At 65.5% G+C, this 22,604-nt stretch carries 25 protein-coding genes, 2 tRNA genes and 1 other RNA gene; 13 read left to right on the forward strand and 15 right to left on the reverse strand.

Features of this window, described 5'->3' with window-relative positions; all coding sequences use genetic code 11:
* Nucleotides 1-55: 55 nt before the first annotated feature.
* Entirely contained in the window at nucleotides 56-1,354 is a 1,299-nt protein-coding gene (locus LV82_RS06245) for a capsule biosynthesis protein (protein WP_104070271.1), read from the reverse strand.
* Between the two features lie 191 nt (nucleotides 1,355-1,545).
* On the opposite strand from LV82_RS06245, the gene LV82_RS06250 reads away from it, so the two are divergent.
* From LV82_RS06250 to LV82_RS06270, 5 genes are all read left to right on the forward strand, one after another.
* On the forward strand, nucleotides 1,546-2,175 hold the full coding sequence (locus tag LV82_RS06250) for a riboflavin synthase (protein WP_104070049.1): 630 nt from the start codon (nucleotides 1,546-1,548) through the stop codon (nucleotides 2,173-2,175).
* 123 nt (nucleotides 2,176-2,298) lie between these two features.
* Entirely contained in the window at nucleotides 2,299-3,399 is a 1,101-nt protein-coding gene (gene ribB / locus LV82_RS06255; RefSeq protein WP_104070050.1) for a 3,4-dihydroxy-2-butanone-4-phosphate synthase, read from the forward strand.
* Nucleotides 3,400-3,402: 3 nt separating this feature from the next.
* Entirely contained in the window at nucleotides 3,403-3,954 is a 552-nt protein-coding gene (locus LV82_RS06260; protein ID WP_104070052.1) for a 6,7-dimethyl-8-ribityllumazine synthase, read from the forward strand.
* Nucleotides 3,951-4,448 (forward strand): transcription antitermination factor NusB, encoded by a 498-nt coding sequence (gene nusB / locus LV82_RS06265; RefSeq protein WP_104070053.1) that lies wholly within the window; start codon nucleotides 3,951-3,953, stop codon nucleotides 4,446-4,448. The genes LV82_RS06260 and nusB overlap by 4 nt, the downstream gene beginning before the upstream one ends.
* 92 nt (nucleotides 4,449-4,540) lie before the next feature.
* Complete coding sequence (locus LV82_RS06270; RefSeq protein ID WP_104070272.1) at nucleotides 4,541-4,855, forward strand: hypothetical protein; 315 nt, start codon at nucleotides 4,541-4,543, stop codon at nucleotides 4,853-4,855.
* A 26-nt stretch (nucleotides 4,856-4,881) separates the two neighbouring features.
* On the opposite strand, the gene ssrS is transcribed toward LV82_RS06270, so the two are convergent.
* Nucleotides 4,882-5,039, reverse strand: a non-coding RNA gene (gene ssrS, locus LV82_RS06275) — 6S RNA.
* Nucleotides 5,040-5,142: 103 nt separating this feature from the next.
* Between ssrS and LV82_RS06280 the strand changes: the two genes are divergently transcribed.
* On the forward strand, nucleotides 5,143-5,595 hold the full coding sequence (locus tag LV82_RS06280; protein ID WP_104070055.1) for an MmcB family DNA repair protein: 453 nt from the start codon (nucleotides 5,143-5,145) through the stop codon (nucleotides 5,593-5,595).
* On the opposite strand, the gene LV82_RS06285 is transcribed toward LV82_RS06280, so the two are convergent.
* Entirely contained in the window at nucleotides 5,570-5,797 is a 228-nt protein-coding gene (locus tag LV82_RS06285) for a DUF6324 family protein (RefSeq protein WP_104070056.1), read from the reverse strand. The genes LV82_RS06280 and LV82_RS06285 overlap by 26 nt on opposite strands.
* A 149-nt stretch (nucleotides 5,798-5,946) precedes the next feature.
* Here LV82_RS06285 and LV82_RS06290 point away from each other — a divergent pair.
* Nucleotides 5,947-6,023 (forward strand) — tRNA-His (locus tag LV82_RS06290).
* A gap of 126 nt (nucleotides 6,024-6,149) precedes the next feature.
* On the opposite strand, the gene LV82_RS06295 is transcribed toward LV82_RS06290, so the two are convergent.
* Nucleotides 6,150-6,226 (reverse strand) — tRNA-Ile (locus LV82_RS06295).
* 116 nt (nucleotides 6,227-6,342) lie between these two features.
* Between LV82_RS06295 and purM the strand changes: the two genes are divergently transcribed.
* The 3 genes from purM to rnd all read left to right on the forward strand — a co-directional run bounded on the left by purM (nucleotide 6,343) and on the right by rnd (nucleotide 9,229).
* Nucleotides 6,343-7,386 carry a phosphoribosylformylglycinamidine cyclo-ligase gene (purM, locus tag LV82_RS06300; RefSeq protein ID WP_104070274.1) on the forward strand — a complete coding sequence of 348 codons (1,044 nt, stop codon included), beginning with the start codon at nucleotides 6,343-6,345 and terminating at the stop codon, nucleotides 7,384-7,386.
* Entirely contained in the window at nucleotides 7,383-7,973 is a 591-nt protein-coding gene (purN, locus tag LV82_RS06305; protein WP_104070058.1) for a phosphoribosylglycinamide formyltransferase, read from the forward strand. The genes purM and purN overlap by 4 nt, the downstream gene beginning before the upstream one ends.
* A gap of 101 nt (nucleotides 7,974-8,074) precedes the next feature.
* On the forward strand, nucleotides 8,075-9,229 hold the full coding sequence (rnd, locus tag LV82_RS06310; RefSeq protein ID WP_104070059.1) for a ribonuclease D: 1,155 nt from the start codon (nucleotides 8,075-8,077) through the stop codon (nucleotides 9,227-9,229).
* A 10-nt stretch (nucleotides 9,230-9,239) separates the two neighbouring features.
* Here rnd and LV82_RS06315 read toward each other — a convergent pair whose 3' ends face one another.
* The gene (locus LV82_RS06315) at nucleotides 9,240-9,710 is read right to left on the reverse strand and encodes a hypothetical protein (RefSeq protein WP_104070061.1); all 471 of its coding nucleotides are present in this window, start codon (nucleotides 9,708-9,710) and stop codon (nucleotides 9,240-9,242) included.
* A 135-nt stretch (nucleotides 9,711-9,845) separates the two neighbouring features.
* On the opposite strand from LV82_RS06315, the gene LV82_RS06320 reads away from it, so the two are divergent.
* Nucleotides 9,846-10,277 (forward strand): SufE family protein, encoded by a 432-nt coding sequence (locus LV82_RS06320; RefSeq protein WP_104070063.1) that lies wholly within the window; start codon nucleotides 9,846-9,848, stop codon nucleotides 10,275-10,277.
* Nucleotides 10,278-10,284: 7 nt separating this feature from the next.
* On the opposite strand, the gene LV82_RS06325 is transcribed toward LV82_RS06320, so the two are convergent.
* Both LV82_RS06325 and LV82_RS06330 read right to left on the reverse strand, forming a co-directional pair.
* On the reverse strand, nucleotides 10,285-10,674 hold the full coding sequence (locus LV82_RS06325; protein ID WP_104070065.1) for an SgcJ/EcaC family oxidoreductase: 390 nt from the start codon (nucleotides 10,672-10,674) through the stop codon (nucleotides 10,285-10,287).
* Entirely contained in the window at nucleotides 10,671-12,044 is a 1,374-nt protein-coding gene (locus tag LV82_RS06330; RefSeq protein WP_104070067.1) for an FAD-binding oxidoreductase, read from the reverse strand. Before LV82_RS06330 ends, LV82_RS06325 begins: the two co-directional genes overlap by 4 nt.
* A gap of 106 nt (nucleotides 12,045-12,150) precedes the next feature.
* Between LV82_RS06330 and LV82_RS06335 the strand changes: the two genes are divergently transcribed.
* On the forward strand, nucleotides 12,151-13,836 hold the full coding sequence (locus tag LV82_RS06335) for a chloride channel protein (RefSeq protein WP_104070069.1): 1,686 nt from the start codon (nucleotides 12,151-12,153) through the stop codon (nucleotides 13,834-13,836).
* Between the two features lie 9 nt (nucleotides 13,837-13,845).
* Here the strand turns inward: LV82_RS06335 and LV82_RS06340 are convergent, their stop codons facing one another.
* From LV82_RS06340 to LV82_RS06360, 5 genes are all read right to left on the reverse strand, one after another.
* Complete coding sequence (locus LV82_RS06340; protein WP_104070070.1) at nucleotides 13,846-14,181, reverse strand: DUF427 domain-containing protein; 336 nt, start codon at nucleotides 14,179-14,181, stop codon at nucleotides 13,846-13,848.
* A 63-nt stretch (nucleotides 14,182-14,244) separates the two neighbouring features.
* Nucleotides 14,245-16,065: an aminopeptidase P family protein gene (locus LV82_RS06345; RefSeq protein WP_104070072.1), complete on the reverse strand. Its 1,821-nt coding sequence runs from the start codon at nucleotides 16,063-16,065 to the stop codon at nucleotides 14,245-14,247.
* Between the two features lie 115 nt (nucleotides 16,066-16,180).
* Nucleotides 16,181-18,052: a cobaltochelatase subunit CobT gene (gene cobT / locus LV82_RS06350; protein ID WP_104070073.1), complete on the reverse strand. Its 1,872-nt coding sequence runs from the start codon at nucleotides 18,050-18,052 to the stop codon at nucleotides 16,181-16,183.
* Between the two features lie 40 nt (nucleotides 18,053-18,092).
* A complete protein-coding gene (gene cobS, locus LV82_RS06355) occupies nucleotides 18,093-19,067 on the reverse strand; it encodes a cobaltochelatase subunit CobS (protein ID WP_425427732.1) in 975 nt (324 codons plus the stop codon).
* A gap of 111 nt (nucleotides 19,068-19,178) precedes the next feature.
* Entirely contained in the window at nucleotides 19,179-19,808 is a 630-nt protein-coding gene (locus tag LV82_RS06360) for a J domain-containing protein (RefSeq protein WP_104070076.1), read from the reverse strand.
* Between the two features lie 92 nt (nucleotides 19,809-19,900).
* On the opposite strand from LV82_RS06360, the gene LV82_RS06365 reads away from it, so the two are divergent.
* Nucleotides 19,901-20,158, forward strand: a complete 258-nt coding sequence (locus LV82_RS06365; protein WP_104070078.1) for a BolA family protein — start codon at nucleotides 19,901-19,903, stop codon at nucleotides 20,156-20,158.
* 3 nt (nucleotides 20,159-20,161) lie between these two features.
* On the opposite strand, the gene LV82_RS06370 is transcribed toward LV82_RS06365, so the two are convergent.
* The 3 genes from LV82_RS06370 to LV82_RS06380 form a co-directional block, all read right to left on the reverse strand.
* Entirely contained in the window at nucleotides 20,162-20,566 is a 405-nt protein-coding gene (locus tag LV82_RS06370; RefSeq protein ID WP_104070275.1) for a DUF4177 domain-containing protein, read from the reverse strand.
* 104 nt (nucleotides 20,567-20,670) lie between these two features.
* Nucleotides 20,671-21,597 (reverse strand): homoserine O-acetyltransferase MetA, encoded by a 927-nt coding sequence (gene metA, locus LV82_RS06375; RefSeq protein WP_104070079.1) that lies wholly within the window; start codon nucleotides 21,595-21,597, stop codon nucleotides 20,671-20,673.
* A 30-nt stretch (nucleotides 21,598-21,627) separates the two neighbouring features.
* On the reverse strand, nucleotides 21,628-22,500 hold the full coding sequence (locus LV82_RS06380; RefSeq protein WP_104070081.1) for an ATPase: 873 nt from the start codon (nucleotides 22,498-22,500) through the stop codon (nucleotides 21,628-21,630).
* Between the last annotated feature and the right edge of the window lie 104 nt (nucleotides 22,501-22,604).

Genomic DNA, 22,604 nt, shown 5'->3' on the forward strand with positions numbered 1-22,604 from the left:
TTGGCCCGCGACTTGTCGGGCTTCATTTGCGGTGAACCGTAAAGAACCATCCGCGTCAATGCCAGAGCCGGGCATCGAGGGCGGGAACATGAATCCGCGGTTGTGCCCGTCCGGCCACCAATGCGTCATAGGGATCTTCGGCCGACAGCATCATGTCCACGACCTGGCGCAGCAATTGCCGCCGCCCGCGGGCCGAGTAGAATCCGCCCGCGACCTGCGACGTTTCCAGCAGGAACTGGCGATAGTCGCGATAGGCGCGTGTATCCGGGCGTTTCGGCGCGGCAAAGAACAGATCCAGCGGCTGGCTCGATACGAATTCGGGAAAGTTGTAGACCGCGCGGCCGAAACTGCGCAATGGCAGGCCGCGCCACAGCGCCTGCTGGCCCGCCGTCGAGTTGACCGTCACGGCGCTGCGGGCGGAATCCAGCAGCGGCGCCAGTTTCCCGCCCCGGATGAAATGCACGCGCCCTGCAATACCCAGCTCGCGCGCCCTGTGCCGCAGATGGCGCGCGATCGCGGCGCGGTCGTCTTCCAGCGGGTGGGCCTTGAAGACGATATGGTGATGCCCGGCCGCGCCACGGGCAAAGGCCTCGAGGCACAGATCGACGAATTCCGTCATGCTGCGCAGGTCCGAATGGGCCTGAAAGCTGGAATCGTGTTCAAGCTGCAGCAGGACAAGGTGATAGGGAAACCCGCCCCGCTTGACGCGCCAGGTTGCCGCGCGGCGCTCGATCGCGTGCAGCGGGGCCAGAAGCAGCCTGCGCAGATACAGCCGGAATTCGCGCGTCACGCTGATTCCGCGATGGGGGCGGAAATTGCGATAGCGGCGGTTCAGCGCCATCACCGCGAAGTGATACAGCGCGCCATAGAACATGTGCTGCCGCATGTCGCCCCAGCGCGCCGGCGGACGTGGCTGTTCGCGGTCGCACAGCTCGACCGCACGCCGCATCTGGTCCAACCCGATCCGGGTCAGGCGCGAATTGCCATTCGACCCGCCGCGTTCATATGTAACCCAATAGGGGCGCAGGTAGCCCTCTTCGAAGACATGCACGGTGATGCCGCGCGCCCGCGCGACGGCGATTGCCTGGGCGTGAATCGGGCGCGCATCGCCATAGACGACCAGATCGGTGATCCCAAGCTCGCGCACCAGGCGTTCGGCCTCGGCGGGCCAGTCCTCGGGCCGGCCCAGCCAGGGAATGTAACCGGGCCCACGCCAGAAGAGCTCGTCGCCACGGTTGAATCCCACGCGCCAGACCTGCGCGCCCGCCTCGCGCAGCATTCTTCCCAGCTGCGAGAAGAACGGCCCATGCGGCCCTTGCAGCATCAGGAAACGTCGCTCGATTCGTGTGGTCATGCCGGTCTGGCCATCCCCGGATTCCTCATCCTCATCCCGCGCGGTATTCTTCACATCCCTGCGGTCCTGTCACGCGGCAATTGCGGGGCCGGTATGGGGCAGGGTTGCGGCAGTGGCGCGGCGGGGCTAGACATGAGCCGCGCCAGATTGATGACGGCGCAAAGTCTGTCTGGGTCGAAAGGGTCGCAGCCATGTTCACCGGCATCATCACCGACATTGGGGAGGTTCTGGACCTTGCTCGGCGCGACGATCTGCGCGCGCGCATCGGCTGTTCCTATGACCCGCAGGGGATCGATATCGGGGCCTCCATCGCGTGCGATGGCGTCTGCCTGACGGTGGTCGAACGCGGGCCGGGTGCCGACGGGCGTGGCTGGTTCGACGTGGACATCTCGGCCGAAAGCGTGGCGCGCACCAATATCGGCGACTGGACGATCGGCCGCCGCATCAACCTGGAACGGGCCCTGCGCGTGGGGGACGAGCTGGGCGGGCATATCGTCTCGGGCCATGTGGACGGCGTGGCGCGAATCCTGTCGATCCGTCCCGAAGGCGGTTCGATGCGCTTCACATTCGAGGCGCCCGAGGATCTGGCCCCGTTCATCGCGCCCAAGGGGTCGGTCGCGCTCAATGGCACGTCGCTGACCGTGAACGAGGTCGAGGGCGCCCGCTTTGGCGTCAACATCATTCCCCATACCGCGCAGGCGACGACGTGGGGCGCGGCGCGCGAAGGCGACCGGGTGAATCTCGAGGTCGATACGCTGGCCCGATACGTCGCGCGCCTGCGCGACTGGGATGCGGCCCGCAAGGACGAGCGCGCAGCGTAATGACGTCGCCCGAGCCGGCCCGGTCGCAACCGGACTGGCCAATCGGGGTTTCATCGTCTATCGCACAGGCCAGACACACATGATACGCGCGGCCCGCATGGGGCCCGAGACGAGGCGATTGCCATGACAGAAGACCTGATGTCCGCCATCTCTCCGACCGAAGAGATAATCGAAGAGGCCCGCAATGGGCGCATGGTGATCCTGGTCGATCACGAGGACCGCGAGAACGAAGGCGATCTGGTCATCCCGGCACAGATGTGCACGCCCGAGGCCATCAACTTCATGGCCACGCATGGGCGCGGGCTGATCTGCCTTGCCCTTACCTCGGACCGGGTCGAGGCACTGGGCCTGCCGCTGATGGCCTCGACCAATTCCTCGCGCCACGGGACGGCCTTCACCGTTTCCATCGAGGCGCGCGAGGGTATCTCGACCGGCATTTCGGCCCACGACCGGGCCCGCACCGTGGCCGTGGCGATCGACCCGACCAAGGGGCCGGCGGATATCGCCACGCCCGGCCACATCTTTCCCCTGCGCGCGCGCGACGGAGGTGTTCTGGTCCGGGCGGGCCATACCGAGGCCGCCGTGGACATCGCGCGCCTTGCGGGGCTGATCCCCGCGGGTGTGATCTGCGAGGTGATGAAGGATGACGGCACCATGGCGCGCCTGCCGGACCTGGTGGAATTCGCGCGCCGTCACGGGCTGAAGATCGGGACGATATCGGATCTGATTGCCTATCGCCGCCGGCACGACAATCTTGTGCGGGAAACCGCCGCGCGGCCGGTTGTCTCGGCGCATGGTGGCGAATGGATGATGCGCATCTTCACCGACCAGATCGACGGGACCGAACATGTCGTGCTGACCAAGGGCGACATCACCACGCCCGAACCCGTTCTGGTGCGGGCGCATTCGCTGAACGTGCTGGAAGACGTGCTGGCGCTGGGCCCCGCGCCCGAGGGAGAGCTGGCCCGCGCCATGCGCATCATCGCGCGCGAGGGGCGCGGCGTCGTCTGCCTGTTCCGCGACCCACAGGCCAAGCTTCTGACCGAGGAAGAGGACGAAGGCAGCCCGCGCATCGTCAAGCAGACCGGTCTTGGCGCACAGATCCTTTCGTCGCTGGGGCTGAAGGATCTTGTGCTGCTGACCAATTCACCGCTGACGCGCTATGTGGGTCTGGACGCCTATGACCTGCATATCGTCGGCACGCGACCCATCACCGAGGACTGAGCAATGGCCGGATACGAAACGCACGATCAGCTTCCCCTTCCGAAAATCGACGGCCGGGTCAGGCTTCTGTTCGTGGTGGCACCCTATTACCGGGATATCGCGGACAATCTTGTTGCCGGCGCGCGCGCGGTTGCCGAAGAGGCCGGCGCGCAGGTTGATGTTGTCGAGGTTCCCGGCGCCCTGGAGATCCCGCCCGCGATCGCCATGGCCAGCCGGATGGCCGATTACGACGGTTTCGTCGCCCTGGGCTGCGTCATCCGGGGCGAGACGACGCATTACGACACGGTCTGCAACGATTCTTCGCGCGGGCTGACGCTGCTGGGCCTGAACGGCGTGTGCATCGGCAATGGTATCCTGACGGTGGAAAACCGCGCCCAGGCCGAGGTGCGCGCCGATCCCAAGGGGCAGAACAAGGGCGGCGGCGCGGCCGCGGCGGCCTTGCATCTGGTCGCGCTTTCGCGCAAATGGGCGCGCCGGACGCATGGTATCGGATTCCGCCCCGAAGGAGGCGAATTCCGCATCGCCGGCGACAGCGAAGGATCACAGACTGCATGACCGAACGCGCCAATAGCAGGCCCGGCAACCGCAAGGGCAACGAGGAACGACGCCGCCTTCGTTCGGCGGCGCGTCTCTTTGCCGTTCAGGCCCTGTTCCAGATGGAGGCTTCTGACCACACGCTCGATCGCGTGCGCCGGGAATTCGAATCCTATCGGTTCGGCGCCGATATCGAGGGTATCGAGATGCCCGAGGCCGATCCCGAGCTGTTCCGCCAGATCCTTGAGGATGCCGTGAACTGGCAGGCCAGGATCGACCAGATGACCGACCGTGCGCTGGTTGCGCGCTGGCCGATCGACCGCATCGACCCGGTGTTGCGGGCGCTGTTCCGCGCGGCGGGCGCCGAGCTGCTGAACCCCGCGACCCCGCCCAAGGTGGTGATCAGCGAATTCGTGGACGTCGCGCGCGCCTTCTTCCCAGAGGGGCGCGAGCCGAAATTCGTGAACGCGGTCCTCGACCACATGGCCCGAGAGGCGCGGCCCGAAGCGTTCTGACGCGCATTTGTGGCGGAATGCGGCCGTTGGTCGCGTACGAATCACGCGATCTGCCCTATATTGGTATATGGAACCATGTCGGAGGGCAGATCATGCCGCATCTGGTGCGCGTCTATATCCGAAACGTCGTGATCGGTTTCGTCTTGTCCGCGGTCTTCGTGGCTGCGCTGCTTTGGACGAATGTCGGGAACCTGTGGCATCTTGTCTCGACCTCTCCGCAGGGATGGATCGCGGTCGTGATGCTGGTCTTTTTCAACGGGATCGTATTTGCCGGTGTGCAGTTCGCCATCGCGATCATGCGCATGGCCGACGATGACGGCAATTCCGGTGGCCGCAGGCAGCGGACCAACCCGGTCCCGGCTGTCGTGCCGGCCACGGTTCCGGTGACGTCCGAGCCTCGCGGCTGACGACTTTCCGACTTTCGGACGGTGCGGCGGGAACCACGGCAACCGTGGCAGCGTGTTTTTCCCGAGAGCCTGGATATACCAGGTGGGCGCCAGTTACCGAGACCACGATCCCGGCAGAGCCAGCTCCCTCGGAGATGATTATCGGCCACTGGAAAAATGCCGCTCACGAGAGGCGCAGAACCCGCCACGCCCTAGATAGGGTGTGCCCCGGGGCGGGGCAAGGGGTGGCCGGGAAAATGATCCTTGACTGACTGGACAGATGTTCCGGTTATGTTCATAACGTGACCATGACCCAGGATCTTGCCCCCGGACAGCTTCTTGCGCGCGGCGTGTGTCGCCACCTGCTGCAGCACGGCTTTGTCGGCATCGAGGAGGTGGTCCCCGCGCCGGGTCTTCGCGTCGATGTCATGGCGCTGGGCCCGAAGGGCGAAATCTGGATCGTCGAGTGCAAGTCCAGCCGCGACGATTACGTGTCGGATCGCAAGTGGCAGAACTATCTGGAATGGGCCGACCGGTTCTTCTGGGCCGTTGGCCCCGATTTCCCGACCGACCTGCTGCCACCCGATACCGGCCTGATCATCGCCGATGGCTATGGGGCAGAAATCCTGCGCATGGGCCCCGAATCGAAACTGGCCGGTGCGCGGCGCAAGGTGATCACCCAGAAATTCGCCCGTCATGCCGCCCTGCGGTTGCGGGCATTTCGCGATCCGGGCGTCACCGCTTCGGGGATTTGTCCTTGACCGACCGGGATCTGGAGGCGCCCATCTCGCGCGCGGCTTCGGCCGCGGCGCGCAACTCCTCGGCGATTTCCTCGGCTTCCTCGGGGTCGAAATCCAGCGGCAGTTCGACGCCCTCGGCCTCGACATAGATGCGAACCATGCCAAGCGTCGTGGGGCCGATCTGAAGATTCGCGGCGATGTCGCTTTCCTTGTCGATACCCATGAGCTGTCTCCATCCTGAGGTTGGCATGGCTATAGTCGATTGGCCATGCGACGCAAGCAGATCGGGCCGGCGCCACCGGGATTTTCACACAACCCGGTGCAAACTGGGCCTTGCATTCCGTCTTTGGGGCCGCTAAATCGCCGCCAAGTGCCGCCTTAGCTCAGTTGGTTAGAGCACCAGATTGTGGATCTGGGGGTCCCCCGTTCGAGCCGGGGAGGCGGTACCATCCCCACCGTATCATCATCGGGCCGCACTGCATCATCACGGCAAATGCAACCATGAACGTATGGTTCGTGGGTCAGACGCGTTCACCGACCGCGCTGCTTGCCAGTTTCGTCGTTGTCGTAACACGTGGTAGGCCCGGAGGGACTCGAACCCCCAACCAAGGCGTTATGAGCGCCCTGCTCTAACCAATTGAGCTACAGGCCCGACCTGTCCGCTTGGTTAGAACGTGCCCACGGCAAGGTCAACGGGGTAGGCCGCGGATCATTGCTCCGTCGCGCGCTTTGGGCTATCGCATCGCCAACCAGGCCGGAGGATGCGCGATGACCAAGAAGACGGGACTGACCTATGCCGATGCGGGCGTCGATATCGATGCGGGCAATGCGCTGGTCGATCGAATCAAGCCTGCCGCCGCGCGCACGCGCCGGGCGGGGACGATGTCGGCGCTGGGGGGCTTCGGTGCGTTGTTCGACCTGAAGGCCGCGGGCTATTCCGACCCGATTCTTGTGGCGGCGACCGACGGCGTGGGCACCAAGCTGCGCATCGCCATCGACACGGGCCATGTCGATACGATCGGCATCGACCTTGTGGCGATGTGCGTGAACGACCTGATCTGCCAGGGGGCCGAGCCGCTGTTCTTCCTGGACTATTTCGCCACGGGCAAGCTGGACGTCGACCAGGCCGCGCGCATCGTCGAGGGCATCGCCGAAGGCTGTGCCCGGTCGGGCTGCGCGCTGATCGGTGGCGAGACGGCCGAAATGCCCGGCATGTACCACGCGGGTGATTTCGATCTTGCGGGATTTGCCGTTGGCGCTATGGAGCGCGGCAGCGATCTGCCGCGCGACGTGGCCGCGGGGGATGTTCTGCTGGGCCTTGCGTCAAACGGCGTGCATTCGAATGGCTATTCGCTTGTGCGCAAGGTCGTGGAACGCGCGGGGCTTGGATGGGATTCGCCCGCGCCCTTTGCCGACGAAACGGTGGGCGCGGCGCTGCTTGCCCCGACCCGGCTCTATGTGCGCCCGTTGATACAGGCGCTGCGCGCGGGCGGCATTCATGCCCTGGCTCACATCACGGGCGGCGGCATCACCGAGAATCTGCCGCGCGTCCTGCCCGAGGGGCTGGGGGCGGAAATCGACCTGTCGTCATGGACGCTGCCGCCCGTTTTCGACTGGCTTGCCGATGTGGCCGAGCTTGATGCCGCCGAAATGCTGCGCACCTTCAATTGTGGCATCGGGATGATCGTGGTCGTCGATCCCGCCCGTGCGGACGAGGTTTCGAAAATTCTGCAAGATGCTGGCGAAACCGTCCATGACCTTGGCCGGGTCGTGGCGGGGCAGGGCGTGCGCTATCGGGGCAACCTGCGGTGAAGCGCGTCGCGATCCTGATCTCGGGCGGCGGGTCGAACATGGTCGCGCTGTGCCGCTCGATGCGCGGCGATCATCCGGCGCGGCCCGTGCTTGTCCTGTCGAATGATCCGGCCGCCGGGGGCTTGAATCGCGCGCGAGAGATGGGAATTCCGACTGCGGCCATCGATCACCGGCCATTTGGCGCGGATCGCGCGGCTTTCGAGGCCGAACTGGTGAAGCCGCTCTTGCAGGCCGAACCCGACATCATCTGCCTGGCCGGGTTCATGCGCGTTCTGACGGCCGGTTTCGTCAACCGCTTTGCCGGACGGATGCTGAACATCCATCCCTCGCTTCTGCCGAAATATCCCGGCCTGCATACCCATGCCCGCGCAATTGCCGCGGGCGACACAGAGGCCGGCTGCACCGTGCACGAGGTGACGCCGGTGCTGGACGACGGCCCGATCCTGGGCCAGGCGCGCGTGCCTATCCTGCCTGGCGATACGCCCGACAGCCTGGCGGCCCGGGTGCTGGAGCAGGAACACCGCTTGTATCCGGCCGTCCTGCGCCGTTTCGCCGAAGGCGACCGGACCCCGGTGTATCTGGCGTAAGACATGCGCGTCCGGCTGGGCTGCGGGCTCTTTCAAATCCCGGCGCAGTGACCTAAGAGGGGGCTGAGGCGGGATGACCCCGCGCCCCTGACGGACAGCTTATGCGCACGATCACGACGACCCGCGAGCTCGCGGACATTTGCGACAAGGCCAAACAAGGCCCCTATGTCACGCTCGATACCGAATTCATCCGTGAACGCACCTACTTTGCCCGCCTCTGCCTGGTGCAGATGGCGCTTCCGGGCGACGATGGCGAGGCCGTCCTGATCGACCCGCTGGCCGATGGTCTGTCGCTCGACCCGTTGTTCGACCTGTTCCGCCACAGGGGCACGGTCAAGGTCTTTCATGCCGCGCGGCAGGATCTGGAGATCTTCTACACGATCGGCAAGGTCTTTCCCGAGCCGCTGTTCGACACCCAGATCGCGGCGATGGTCTGCGGATTTGGCGATCAGGCCGGTTACGAAACGCTGGTGCGCAAGATCGCCAAGGCGAATCTCGACAAGAGTTCCCGTTTCACCGACTGGTCTCATCGCCCGCTGTCGCCCGCGCAAAAGAAATACGCGCTGGCCGATGTCACCCATCTGCGAAAGATCTACGAGTTCCTTTCCGCTGAACTGAAGCGCACGGGCCGCGAGAAATGGGTCGAGGAGGAAGAGGCGATCCTTCTGGATCCCGAAACCTATGTCACCCATCCCGAGGATGCCTGGCGCCGGGTCAAGACACGCACGACCTCGGGCCGATTCCTGGCCATCGTGCGGGAACTTGCCCGTTTTCGCGAAGAATATGCTCGCGCGCGTGATGTGCCGCGAAACCGCGTCTTCAAGGATGACGCGCTTCTAGAAATCGCCTCGAGCCGCCCGACAACGCTGGAGGAGCTGAGCCGCACGCGGCTGTTGATGCGCGAAGGGCGCAAGCCCGAGATTGCCGAGGGCATCATTGCCGCCGTCAAGGCGGGGCTTGCGGTCCCCGAAAAGGAATGCCCGCGCATATCGAAACCGCGCCAGAACCTGCAGGTGGATTCGGCCCTGGCCGACCTGCTGCGCGTGCTTCTGAAGGCCAAATCCGAACAGACCGGGGTCGCGCCCAAGCTTATTGCCTCGTCTTCGGATCTCGATGCATTGGCGGCGGGCGAAGAGGACGTCCCCGCGCTGAAGGGCTGGCGGCGCGAGGTCTTTGGCGAAGACGCGCTGAAACTGTGCCGGGGACAGATCGCGCTGTCGGCCAGGGGCGGCAGCGTTCGCGTGGTGCCGGTCTGAGGCGTTGCGCCTAGCGGCGGGTGGTCAGCTGGTTCTCGGCGCCGATGACGACGATCTGCCGAACGCGCGGCAGCTTGGCGTTCGAGATCGACCTGGCCACGACGATCTCGCGCGATTGCGGGGTCGAAACGCGCGTCTCGCCCAACGGGGGGGCCACGACAAAGCGATAGGTCATGACCCCATCGACCGGCTCGCCGCCATTTTCGGGGACCAGCTCGGCCTCCCACCAGCCCTGGGTCGGCGGCAGGCCGGTGGCGCGGACGATCGCGCCGCCGGAATAGCGTTCGACGGCAAGTCCCGTCACCCGGGCCACCAGGACGCGCGGATCCTCGGGCCGGTCGGGAACGACCCCCACAGCCTGGGTTTCCACCGACTCGGCGCGTTGGAACCAGTTGAAGGGATTGAACCGGCTTTCGCGGACCGTGCCGCACCCTGCAAGGCTAAGCGCCACGATCACGGCACCTGTCAGCGGCAATCTCATCCCCTTGGCCTCCTTCGATGGTTCCTGCCTTGCCTAGCCCATTCGCGCCCAGCTGAAAAGGCCCACCGCGCGCCGGGTCAGGCTGGACGCGCGCGGCGCGAATGACTAGGTGAAGCAACGCAGACGGAGGAAGCCATGGCCACCGAAGCCTTCGAGGAAATCGCCGAGACGTTCGAATTCCTGGACGACTGGGAAGACCGCTATCGCCACGTCATCGAGCTGGGGCGCGCGATGCCGCCACTGGATGACAGTTTCAAGGTGCCCGCGACCAAGGTCGAGGGCTGCGCCAGCCAGGTGTGGCTTCTGCCCCGCATCGAAGGCACCGGGCCAGAGGCGCGGTTCGACTTTCAGGGCGACAGCGACGCGATGATCGTGCGCGGGCTGATCGCGATCCTTCATGCGCTGTATGCCGGTCTCAGCGTGCGCGAGGTGCTGGAGGTCGATGCCCAGGCGGAACTGGCCCGTCTGGGGCTGGACGAACACCTGTCCTCGCAACGCTCGAACGGACTGCGCGCAATGATCGGACGCATTCGCAGGCTGGCGCAGGAGACGATGGAAACCGCCTGAGGCCAAGCTAGACTTCGGCCGCGAACTGCGCCGAGACGACCCGCCAGCCGTCCTCTCCTTCGGTCAGGACGGCAGACAGGACCGCGCCCACGCGCCCCGCATCGCTGCCGTCCTCGTTCACGATGCCCGACAGCACATAACGCTGCATGATCTGCACCACGCCCGTGGCCAGGGAGCGGATCTTGCCGCGACCCGTGACCATGCGTGCGCGAACAAAGGCGCCGGCCATCTCCTGGGCCAGGATTTCGGCGATCTGGTCGCGGCCTTCGGCCCATGCGCCGGTCAGGGTCAACAGGTCGGCATCGGGCGCGAACAGGTCGGCGATTTCCTCGGGCTCGCGCCGCGACCATGCGGCGGCAAAGGCGCGTGCGAAATCTTCGGGTGAGCCAAGCGTCATGTTTCTATCCTTACCACCTTGCCGGGGTTGAGAATGTCCCGGGGGTCCAGGGCGCGCTTCAGGGTTGCCATGACCTGCCAGGCGGGCCCGTGTTCAAGTTCCATCAGGTCCAGCTTGCCCGCGCCGACACCGTGTTCGCCGGTGATCGTTCCGCCCAGCCGGATCGCGCGTTCGGCCATGCGCCGGGACAGGGCCTTGGCCCGGGCCAGTTCTTCAGGATTGCCGCGCTCGATCAGCAGCAATGCGTGGAAATTGCCGTCTCCCACATGGCCGACGATCGGGCCGGGGATGCCGCTGGATTCGATATCGGCGCGCGTCTCGGCCACGGCCTGCGCCAGGCGCGAGATCGGCACGCAGATATCCGTGGCAAGGCCCATGGAACCCGGACGCGAGGCAAGGATCGTCCGATAGGCCGCGTGGCGCATGGCCCACAGTCGATTGCGATCTTCGGGCCGGGTGGCCCAGGCAAAGTGGCCGCCGCCCATCTCGGACACGATTTCGCCGAAACGTTCTGCATCCTCGGTCACCGCGCGCTCCGAGCCATGGAATTCGACCATCAGATGCGGCTTTTCGGGCAGGTCGGTGCCGTTCATCCGGTTGAAGATCGCCGCAACGGTTTCGTCCACGAATTCGATCCGCGCCATGGGGATGCCGTGCTGGATCGTGGCGATCACCGTCTGGACCGCGGTCTCGAAATCGTCGAAGGCGCAGGTTGCGGCCGAAATCGCTTCGGGCTGGCCATGCAGGCGAAGGGTCAGCTGGGTGATGATGCCCAGCGTGCCTTCGGAGCCGACGAAAAGCCCCGTCAGGTCGTAGCCCGACGACGATTTCCTTGCGCCCGATCCGGTGCGGATCACCCGGCCATCGGCCAGAACGACCTCAAGTCCCATGACATTGTCGCGCATCGTGCCATAGCGCACCGTCGTCGTGCCCGAGGCGCGCGTCGCGGCCATGCCCCCGATCGTGGCATTGGCGCCGGGATCGACGGGAAAGAACAGCCCCGTGGCGCGCAATTCGGTATTCAGCGCCTCGCGGGTGATGCCGGGCTGAACGACGGCCTGCATGTCCTCGGCCCGGATCTCCAGCACCCGGTTCATGCGCGACGTGTCAAGACACAGCCCGCCGCGCACGGCCAGGGCATGCCCCTCCAGCGAAGTGCCCGCCCCCCAGGGCACGACAGGAAAGCCATGGCGCGCGCAGATCCCGACGATCCGGGCCACTTCCTCGGTCGATTCGGGATAGGCCACCGCATCCGGCGGCGTCGCGGGAAACCAGGTTTCGCTTTGTCCGTGCAGGTCGCGATCAGGCTTGGACCGGACCAGCCGATCCCCTAAGAAGGTTGCGATTTCGTCAAGTGCCGTCTGGGCCATTTTGTCCTCGGGTTCTGGCGCGGCGACCCTAGGCCAAGCCGCCTGCCCGGGAAAGCCCCGACAGGGCGGGTCCGCGGAATTGCGCCGGCTGCAGGAAGACTAGCGGATGCAGGAAGAACAGATAAACCCCATTCGCGAGGCACTCGTCTCGGTCCGTGCCGAAATCGCGCGCGCCCTGCATGTGGTGCGCACGCGCGGGCCAAGCCAGATCCAGTTCTGGTTCCTTGCGCTCGCCGTCGGGGTCGCCTCGGGGGCGGCGGCATTGTTCTTTCGTCTGGGCATCGGATGGGTGCAGACCTTCTTCTATGGCAGCGACGATCTGCGCCTGGCCACGACGGCCGAGCGTCTGCCGTGGTGGTGGGTTCTGGGCGTCCCGATCCTGGGCGGGCTGATCGTGGGGCTGATCCTGCACCGTTTCACGCCCGATGGACGGGTGCGATCGGTCGCGGACGTGATCGAGGGCGCGGCGCTGCGCGAGGGCCGGGTCGAGCGGCGCGCGGGTCTTGCATCGGCGCTGGCTTCGCTGATCACGCTGGGCATGGGGGGCTCGTCGGGGCGCGAAGGGCCGGTCGTCCACCTGGCCGCCCTGATTGCCACCTGGGTCAACAACCGCATCCATGCCAGCGGCATGACAGGGCGCGATCTGCTGGGCTGTGCGGTCGCGGCGGCCGTGTCGGCCAGCTTCAATGCGCCGATCGCCGGGGCGATCTTCGCGCTCGAGGTCGTGCTGCGCCATTTCGCCGTTCATGCCTTCGCGCCCATCGCCATCGCCTCGGTCGCGGGGACGGTCATCAACCGGCTGCAATTCGGCGGCGTCACCGAGTTTCACCTGCCGATGAAAAGCGCGCTGGGCTTCTATGTCGAGCTTCCGGCCTTCCTGCTGCTGGGGCTGGTCTGCGGGCTGGTCGCCGTGGTTCTGATGCGGGCCGTGATCTTTGCCGACGATTTCGGGTCGTGGGTGCAGGGCCAGACGGGGATGCCGCGATATCTGCGCCCGGTGATCGCGGGGGCGATTCTCGGGGCGCTTGCCATTCCCTTTCCCCAGATCATCGGTGTCGGCTACGAGACGACCTCGGCGGCGCTGACCGGGCGCATCGGGCTGGGCATGGCAATCGCGCTTGCGGTGGTCAAGGTCGTGGCGGTTTCGGTCACGATGGGCGGGCGCATGGGCGGGGGCATGTTTTCGCCGTCGCTGGTGGTGGGCGCACTGACCGGCCTTGCCTTCGGTCTGATCGCGACCAGCATCTTCCCCGATGCCTCGGGCACGCAGACGGTCTATGCGTTGGCCGGCATGGGCGCGGTCGCCGCCGCCGTCCTGGGGGCGCCGATCTCGACCACGCTGATCGTCTTCGAGCTGACGGGCGACTGGCAGACCGGAATTGCCGTCATGACAGCGGTGTCGCTGTCTACTGCCATCGCCTCGCGCCTGGTCGAACGTTCGTTCTTTCTTGCATTGCTCGAACGTCGGGGCATCCATCTGGCCGCGGGCCCCCAGGCCTACCTGGCCGAGACCATCCGCCTGTCGTCGATACTGAGACCCATGGGGCATCCGCGCGCAGCGGACCGGCAAGCCTGCGAAGAATTGATGCGCGAGGGTACGGTGCTGGACGAGCGGCAATCGCTGGAAACCGCCCTGCGCCTGTTCGAGCGGTCAGGTGCCGATTTCATCCCCGTGACGCGAAGGGCCAGGGGGCAAGAGCAGCCCGAACTGGTCGGCGCCGTGTTCCAGACCGATGCGCTGCGGGCCTATGCGCGGGCGCTGGCCGAAACCGCGGCCGAGGAACACAGCTGATCGACGCCGCTACAGGCATTCGATCGTCACCTTGTCGGGGTAGAAGGCCAGATGGCCCGCAATGGCGGCAACGGACTGATCGGGCGTCTCATAGCTCCACGCGGCATCTTCGATGCGGTTGCTCTTGCCCACTACCGTGAAGTGCACGGCGCTTCCCTTGTGGGGGCAGAATGTCACCGTGTCGGACCGATCCAGAAAGGCCATCGCTATATCCTCGCGCGGGAAATAGATGACCGGCGGCAGATCGGCCTCGATCAGCTCCAGCGCGCGATCGCTTTCGCCGATGATGGCGCCAGCGGCGCGGACGACCCATTTGCCCTGCGCGGGACGAATCGTGATTTGCATGTTCGCTTCCCACCTGTCGTTTTCATCGGGGCAAGTGTCTGCCCGCGATATGTCAGTTCCATGTCAGATCGGCGCCGTCGCTTCGCGCAGCCATCGCGCCGCGGGCTCTGATACGCGATGTGCCAGAAGCTGCGCGACCTGTGCGTGATAGGCATTCAGCCAACCGCGTTCATCGACGCTCAAAGCATCGACATCGATCAGTCTTCTGTCGATGGGGGCAAAGGTCAATGTGCGGAAATGCAGCATCCGGCGGTGCGGATCCGCGCCCGGCAGATCGGGTGCGGGTTCGACGAGAATCAAATTCTCGATGCGGATGCCAAAGGCGCCTTCGCGGTAATATCCGGGTTCGTTCGAAAGGATCATGCCGGGCTGGAAGGCAACGGTGCCGGTTCGGGCAAGCCGTTGGGGGCCTTCATGCACCGAGAGGTGACAGCCCACGCCGTGACCAGTGCCGTGGTCGTAATCCTGTCCGGCCAGCCACAGCGGGTAGCGGGCGATCGCGTCGAGATGCGCGCCGGACAGCCCTTCGGGCCAACGCAGGCGTGAAATCGCGATCATCCCGTTCAGCACGCGGGTAAAGGCCGCGCGTGCATCGGGATCGACCGCGCCATCGGGGCGCGGGACCAGGATCGTTCGCGTGATGTCGGTCGTGCCGAACGGATACTGGCCGCCCGAGTCGATCACGACGACATCGCCGGGATTCAGCGCGCGGTTCGTCTGTCGGGTCACGCGGTAATGGGGCAGCGCGCCGTGGGGACCGGCGCCACAGATCGTTTCGAAGCTGATTTCGCGCAATTGTCCGGTTGCGCGGCGAAACTCTTCCAGCTTCGTGACGACATCGATCTCGGTCAGGGCGCCGCCCGGCGCGGTTTCGTCCAGCCAGGCAAGGAATTCGACCATCGCCGCGCCGTCGATCAGATGGGCCTCTTCCATTCCCCGGATTTCGGCCGGGTTCTTGCACGCCTTGGGCAGAAGGCACGGGTCCTCGGCCCAGGCGATCGGGATATCCGCGGCGCTCAACGCATCCGCCACGGCCAGGGGCGCCGTGGCCGGATCGACGCGCACCGGCCCTTGCAGGGCGCCCAGCGATGGCAGCAGCGCATCGGGGTCACGGATGTCCACGTCCGGGCCAAGATGGGCGCGCAACGCATCATCCAGCTTGGCCGGGTCGATGAAGATCTGCGCCGTTCCGTCTGCGCGCAGCACGGCGAAAGCCTGAACGACCGGATTGCGGGGGATGTCCGCGCCGCGGATGTTGAACAGCCACGAGATCGAATCCGGCAGGGTCAGCACGACGGCTTGCTGCCCGGCCTTGTCAAGCTCGGCCCCGATCCTGCGCCGCTTGTCGTCGGCGGATTCCCCGGCATATTCAAGCGGCTGGATCCTGACCTTGCCACGTGGCGGGGCCGGCCGGTCGGTCCAGATCGCATCGACGAGATTGGCCGATGGCACAAGCTCGATACCGCTGCCCGACAGCGCGGCTCTCATGTCGGCGATTTCGCGATGCGTATGCAGCCAGGGGTCGAATCCGATACGTCCACCCTGTGGCAGCTTCTCGCGAAGCCACGGCCCCGGCCGGGTTTCGGGCCACGGCACGGGCGTGAATGTCGTCAGATCCACCTGTGCCTTGACCTGCGCGCGATAGCGGCCATCGACGAAGATACCGGCCTCGTCCCGCAGGGCGATGCAGAAACCGGCCGATCCGGTAAAGCCCGTCAGCCATGCCAACCGTTCGTCACATGGCGCGACATATTCGCCCTGATGGGCATCCGCGCGCGGGACGATGAAACCGTCAAGTCCTGCGCGCGCCATTTCCCTGCGCAGGAGGGTCAGGCGGGGCGGCCCCTGTTCGGGGCTGGCGGTCGTTTCGAAGCTTTGAAACATGGGGCTCCCTTGGTCTGGGGCCGGACTGCGCGCGATCCGGCCGTCGGGGGCAAGATTGCCCATCGGCGCGTGCCGGGCAAGACCGGATGCAATCGCTTGTCCCCGTGCCGGCCGATCAGACCGCGCGACGAATCCCCATCACGCGGGCGCGGGCCCGGGGGTCCTTGTCGAACAACGCGGCAAGCTGCTCGGTGATGGCGCCGGCAAGCTGGTCGGCGTCGGTGATCGTCACGGCGCGCTGGTAGTAGCGCGTGACGTCATGGCCGATCCCGATGGCGATCAGCTCGACCGCCTTGCGCCGCTCCACCATCGCGATCACGTCACGCAGGTGCTTCTCCAGGTAATTGGCCGGGTTGACCGACAGGGTGGAGTCATCCACCGGCGCCCCGTCCGAGATCACCATCAGGATCTTGCGCGCCTCGGGCCGGGCCAGCATCCGTCGATGCGCCCATTCCAGCGCCTCGCCGTCGATGTTTTCCTTCAGTAGCCCTTCCTTCATCATCAGGCCCAGATTGGGCCGAGCCCGCCGCCACGGCGCGTCGGCGGACTTGTAGATGATGTGACGCAGGTCGTTCAGCCGCCCCGGCGATTGCGGCCGTCCGTCGGCCAGCCATTTCTCGCGGCTTTGGCCACCCTTCCAGGCGCGGGTGGTGAAGCCCAGGATCTCGACCTTGACGTCGCAGCGTTCCAGCGTGCGCGCCAGGACGTCGGCACAGATCGCGGCGATCGAGATCGGCCGACCGCGCATCGAGCCCGAATTGTCCAGCAACAGCGTCACCACCGTGTCGCGGAACTCGGTATCCTTTTCCACCTTGAAGGACAGCGGCGTCGTCGGATTGGCCACGACGCGGGCCAGACGGCCGGCGTCCAGGATGCCTTCCTCGCGGTCGAATTCCCAGCTGCGGTTCTGCTGGGCCTGCAGGCGGCGCTGCAGCTTGTTGGCCAGCCGCCCCACCGCGCCCTTCAACGGTTCGAGTTGCTGGTCCAGATAGGCCCGCAGGCGTTCCAGCTCGACCGGCTCGGCCAGATCCTCGGCGCGCACCTCCTCGTCGAACTCGGTCGTATAGACACGATATTCCGGGTCGGCCTCGGAATGGGGCGCGGGCGGTGGGGGCTCGTCGGGGGCCTGGGCCTCGGGCAGGTCGGTTTCGTCGCCTTCGTCGCTGTCGGCTAGGTCGTCCATCGCGACCTTGGCCTCCTGCTGGTCGGGCTGGTCCTCCTGCGTTTCGTCCTCGCCCTGTTCCTGATCCTGCGACTGTTCCTGGCCGTCCTCGTTCTGGGGCTCGTCCTCGGGCTGGGCTTCCTCGCTTTCGTCGCTGGAGCTTTCGTCCTGCTGGTCGGGATCCTCGCCCAGCTGGTCGCCATAGCCCAGATCCTTGATGACCTGACGGGCAAGCCGGGCAAAGGCGGTCTGATCCGACAGCGCCTTCTGCAGGTTCTCAAGCGTCGCGCCGGCCTGCTGCTCGATGAAGGGGCGCCACAGCTCCAGCACGTTCTGCGCATCCGGGGGCAGGGGGCGGCCCGTGGCCAGATGTCGGACAAGGTATCCCGCGGCCTCGGCCAGGGGGGCGTCCTGCTGCGAGCGGATCTGGCCATAGCCGCGCCGAGCGGCATCGGCGGCGATCTTGGCGTCGATATTGCTCAGCGTGCCCGGCATGTCGCGCGCGCCCACGGCTTCGCAGCGCGCCGCTTCCATGGCGTCATAGATGTCGCGCGCCATCTGACCGGGCGGAGCATAGCGCGCACCGATCTCGGCATCGTGGTGGCGACGGCGCAGCGCCAGCGAATCGGCCGTTCCGCGCGCGACAAGAACCTCGTCCCGGGTCATCCGGCGGCTGACTTGCGGCAGGCGCACCGTATCGCCCGCCATCCCCGGCGGATCGACCGAATAGCTGACCGTCAGGTCAGGCGCATCGGCCAGCGTCTTGGTCGCCTCGGCCAGCGCCTTCTTGAACGGATCGGCAGGGTTGTCGGACCTCGATGCCATTGTTCCCCCGGCGGGGCGGGACCCTTGGGCCCGCGCCCTGTCACTTCATGCTCTGGCTTGCCGCGCTTTCGGGCAGTTCCTCGCCAAAGCAGCGCTGATAGAACTCGGCCACGGTCTGGCGTTCAAGTTCGTCGCACTTGTTCAGGAAGGTCAGCCGGAACGCATAGCCCACGTCACGGAAGATCTGGGCATTCTGCGCCCAGTTGATGACGGTTCGCGGGCTCATCACGGTGGACAGATCGCCGTTCATGAACGCCGTCCGCGTCAGATCGGCGACGGTGACCATCTGGCTGATGATCTGGCGGCCCTTTTCCGTGTTGTAATGCGGGTTCTTGGCCAGCACGATCGCGGCCTCGGCGTCATGCGACAGATAGTTCAGCGTGGCGACAAGGCTCCAGCGGTCCATCTGGGCCTGGTTGATCTGTTGCACGCCGTGATACAGGCCCGTCGTGTCGCCCAGACCCACGGTGTTTGCCGTCGCGAACAGCCGGAAATAGGGGTGGGGCGTGATGATTTCATTCTGGTCCAGCAGGGTCAGCTTGCCGTCATGTTCCAGAACGCGCTGGATGACGAACATCACGTCGGCGCGGCCGGCATCGTATTCGTCGAACACGATCGCGACGGGATTGCGCAGCGCCCAGGGCAGGATGCCTTCCTGGAACTCGGTCACCTGCTTGCCATCGCGCAGCTTGATCGCGTCCTTGCCGATCAGGTCGATCCGGCTGATATGGCTGTCCAGGTTCACGCGCACGCACGGCCAGTTCAGCCGGGCGGCCACCTGTTCGATATGGGTGGATTTGCCCGTGCCATGATAGCCCTGGATCATGACGCGGCGGTTATAGGCAAAGCCCGCGAGGATCGCCAGCGTGGTATCGGGGTCGAACTTGTATGTCGGGTCGATGTCCGGCACGCGGTCGGTGCGTTCGGCAAAGCCCTTGACCTTCATGTCGGTATCGATCCCGAAGACCTCGCGGACGGAGATTTCCTCGGTCGGTTTCACGGTGGTGTCGAGCATGGTTTCCGCCATCGTTTTGAATGCCTGCGCCGCGCGAGCGTGGCCACCGTGACTAGATGAAGCATCTGCCCCCGGGGTTCAAGGGGCGCATGGCGGCGACGGCGGCGCCGGTCAGTCCTTGAAGAACCGGCTGTCGCGGATCTGTTCCCAGGCCCAGACGACTTCCTGCAGCCGCTCTTCGTCGTCGCGGTTGCCGCCGTTCATGTCGGGGTGCAGGTCCTTGACCAGCGACTTGTATTGCTTGCGGATCTCGGCGCGGGTCCAGGTCTCCTGGGCCTGCAGGATTTCAAGCGCGCGCCGCTCGGTCGGCGGCAGGCGGCGCTTGGTCGATGCGGTGCCCGGATTGCGCGTGGCGTTCGAGCCCAGGATTTCCATCGGGTCGTCGATGCCCAGCCGGGCCCAGGCCGGTGCCTCGACCCCCATGCGGCCGAAGGGTTTCGTCGGACGTTCCCACACGCGATTGTTGCGCAGGAACTTTTCGAACTCCTCCTCGGACTTGCCGTCGAAATAGTTCCAGCGCGTGTTGTATTCGCGCACGTGATCGCGGCAGAACCAGTAATATTCGTTCAGCCTGTCGGGTGATTTCGGCGCGCGGTATTGTCCGGGCTCATTGCAGCCCTCGTGCTCGCAGATCCGCTTCGAGGTCTCGAAGGCGCCCGACATTCCGCGCCGCCCGCGCGTGCGCTTCTTCTTGTCGGCGGCCGCCGAGATGTCGAACCCGAAGGGATCTGGTCTGCTCATGTCCTGTGGCCTTCCGTTTCTGGAACCGGTTTGCGACTCGGAGGCGAGAGTTTATGTCATTTGACGCGGCATTGAAGGGGGAAAGCTGAAAAATGCGCACGATCGACGAAATCCGCCAAAGGCTGGAACAGGCGTTCCATCCTGAATTTCTGGAGGTTCTGGACGAAAGCGAACGCCATCGCGGCCATTCCGGTTGGCGGGAAGGAGGGCAGACACATTTCCGTGTGCGCATGAAGGCTGCGGCCTTGTCGGACCAGTCGCGGATCGGCCGCCACCGCGCCGTGCATCGGGCGCTGGGCGACGAGCTGATGGGCCGCATTCACGCGTTGGCGCTCGAGCTTGACGGCTGAGCCTCAGGACTCGCGGTCGGGATCGTCAGCGTCGTCGGGCTTTTGCGCGGGGCGCGTGAACAGAGGCTTGCGCAACGGCGGCTCGGGCTGGGCCGCCCGCAGGACCGAAGCACGCGGCGCGGGCGGCGTCCGGACTGCGGGGTCGTCATTCATGGCCGTCTCGCGCGGCGCGGGTTCGGCGGGGCGGCGGAAGACCAGCATCGAATGATAGACGGTGGTTCGGCGGGTGAAACCCGCGCGTTCCTCGCAGGGCAGGGTGTCCGAACGCAGGTATTCCCAGCCCTTCGCTGCCATCTCGTTGATGGTCGCGGTCAGCGCCGCGCCGAAACGTTCCGCATTGGTCTTTGCTCCCGCGGCCTTCTGTCCGCGCATCGGCGCCGGAACCACCCGGTATTCGTATCGTGTCATCCTTGCCACTCGCTCCTGCGGCGCTGTGCCGCGCACCACTTCTAGCCCGCGCATCCGTTTCGGGCAACGCCCGGCCATGGACCATAGGCGGGAGGTTGCACGGCCTAGGCCCGATCGGTTCCGATGCGGTCGATCTCGTACGGCGTGGTCTGGTAGATCTCGTTGATCCAGTTGCCGTACAGAAGATGCGCGTGGCTGCGCCAGCGGTTCAGTGGCGGCTTGGACGGATCGTCGTCGGGGTAATAGTTCACAGGCACCTCGATCGGCGTGCCATTGGCCACGTCGCGGTCATATTCCTGCTTCAGCGTGTCGCTGTCATATTCGAAGTGGTTGAAGATATACAGCGCGCGGTGGCAGCGATCCTCGACCAGGCAGGGACCGACCTCGTCGCTGCCCAGCAGCGTCACCAGCTCGGGCACCGCGTCGATCTCGTCCTGCCGCACTTCCGTCCAGCGGCTGACCGGGATGACGAAATCGTCCGAGAATCCACGCAGATAGGGTGATGCGGGGGCCAGGTTGCGGTGCCGGTAACACCCGAAGGCCTTGCGCGGCAGCATGTGCTTCCGGATGCCGTGGAAGTGATAGGCCATCGCCATGCCACCCCAGCAGACGCCAAAGGTCGAATGCACGTTGGTCTGGGTCCAGTCCATGACCTCTTGCAGCTCGTCCCAATAGGTCACCTCCTCGAAGGGCAGGTGTTCGACCGGGGCGCCGGTGATGATGAGACCATCGAATTTCTCGCCCTTCACCGCCTGGAACGGACGATAGAATTCCTCCATGTGTTCCGCGGCGGTGTTCTTCGTCTGATGGCCGGTCATCCGGATCAGGTGAAGGTCGATCTGCAAGGGTGTCGCGCCGATCAGCCGGGCGAACTGGTTTTCCGTCTGGATCTTCTTGGGCATCAGGTTCAGCAACCCGATGCGCAGCGGTCGGATATCCTGATGCGCCGCGCGGTCGGGGGTCATCACCATGACGCCTTCCCGCTTCAGGACCTCGAATGCAGGCAGGTTTTCGGGCAGGGTGATGGGCATGTCCGTCTCCGTCTGTCAGGACCGTCGGGATTAGTCCTGTTTTTGCGCATCATCAATGGCGCGGGCGATCAGGTTCACGAAATCTTGTGGGCTGGCGATCCGGGCCACGTCCTCGGCCGCCACGGTCACGCCCCAGTTGCGCGCCATCGCCGCATAAAGCGGCTGGCGATGGGCCAGGGCCCGCGCATAGGTCCAGCGCACGAAATCGTCGGGATCGACGCGATCTTCGGCCACGCCCTTTTCGCGGCGGTATTCGGCCCAGGCCGCGTGCAGGAAATCGGGGCGGTAATACATTGGCTTTGGCGCGCGGTCGAAGCGGCGGATCAGCTCTTCGGTATGGGCCTCGCTGCCCTTGATCCACACCATCAGCGCGGCGCGCGACAGCGCCGTCAGCACCGAATCCTGTGGATCCTCGGGGTCGACCACCTCGCAGATCGAACCGCCCGAATCGCAGACGAAATCGGCATAGCCATAGATTTCCAGCGCGCGCTGGGCGAAATGTTCGGTGTCCAGCAGCGCGGCGATCTCGGCCGTGCGGTGCTGCTCTTGCCGCTTGAGATATTCATCGAAAGGCAGGCCGCCCTTGGCGGGGTCGCCCGGCTTGCCCAGATAGGTCGACAGCGGCGCGAGATTGTCGAAGGTGATGTTCGAGCTGATATGGACCGAGTCCGACATCAAGAGCTCGCGCAACAGCGGCACCTTCATCGCCTCGCGTTTGAAATTGTCGGCGATGTGTTCGCCCATGTATCGCGTGCCGATCCGGTAATCGACGGAGTAGTGGAACCAGGCGCCTTCGCGCCGAAGCAGGTTCGATACATGCGTCTTGCCCAGCCCCGACATTCCGAACAGAAGCACCTTCTTGCGTGGCGCGTTCAACCAGTCCCGGCCCGTTTGATACAGCATGCACATCCCCGCGCATCGACCCTGTCCCACGCGCCTGACTAGCGCGGGACCATGCGGATTTCACGTGGAATCTTTCCCAGGTGACGCCCGCCAACGAAATCGGC

Origin of the sequence: Albidovulum inexpectatum (assembly GCF_002927635.1) — a bacterium.
In the GTDB taxonomy this organism is placed as follows: Bacteria; Pseudomonadota; Alphaproteobacteria; order Rhodobacterales; family Rhodobacteraceae; genus Albidovulum; species Albidovulum inexpectatum.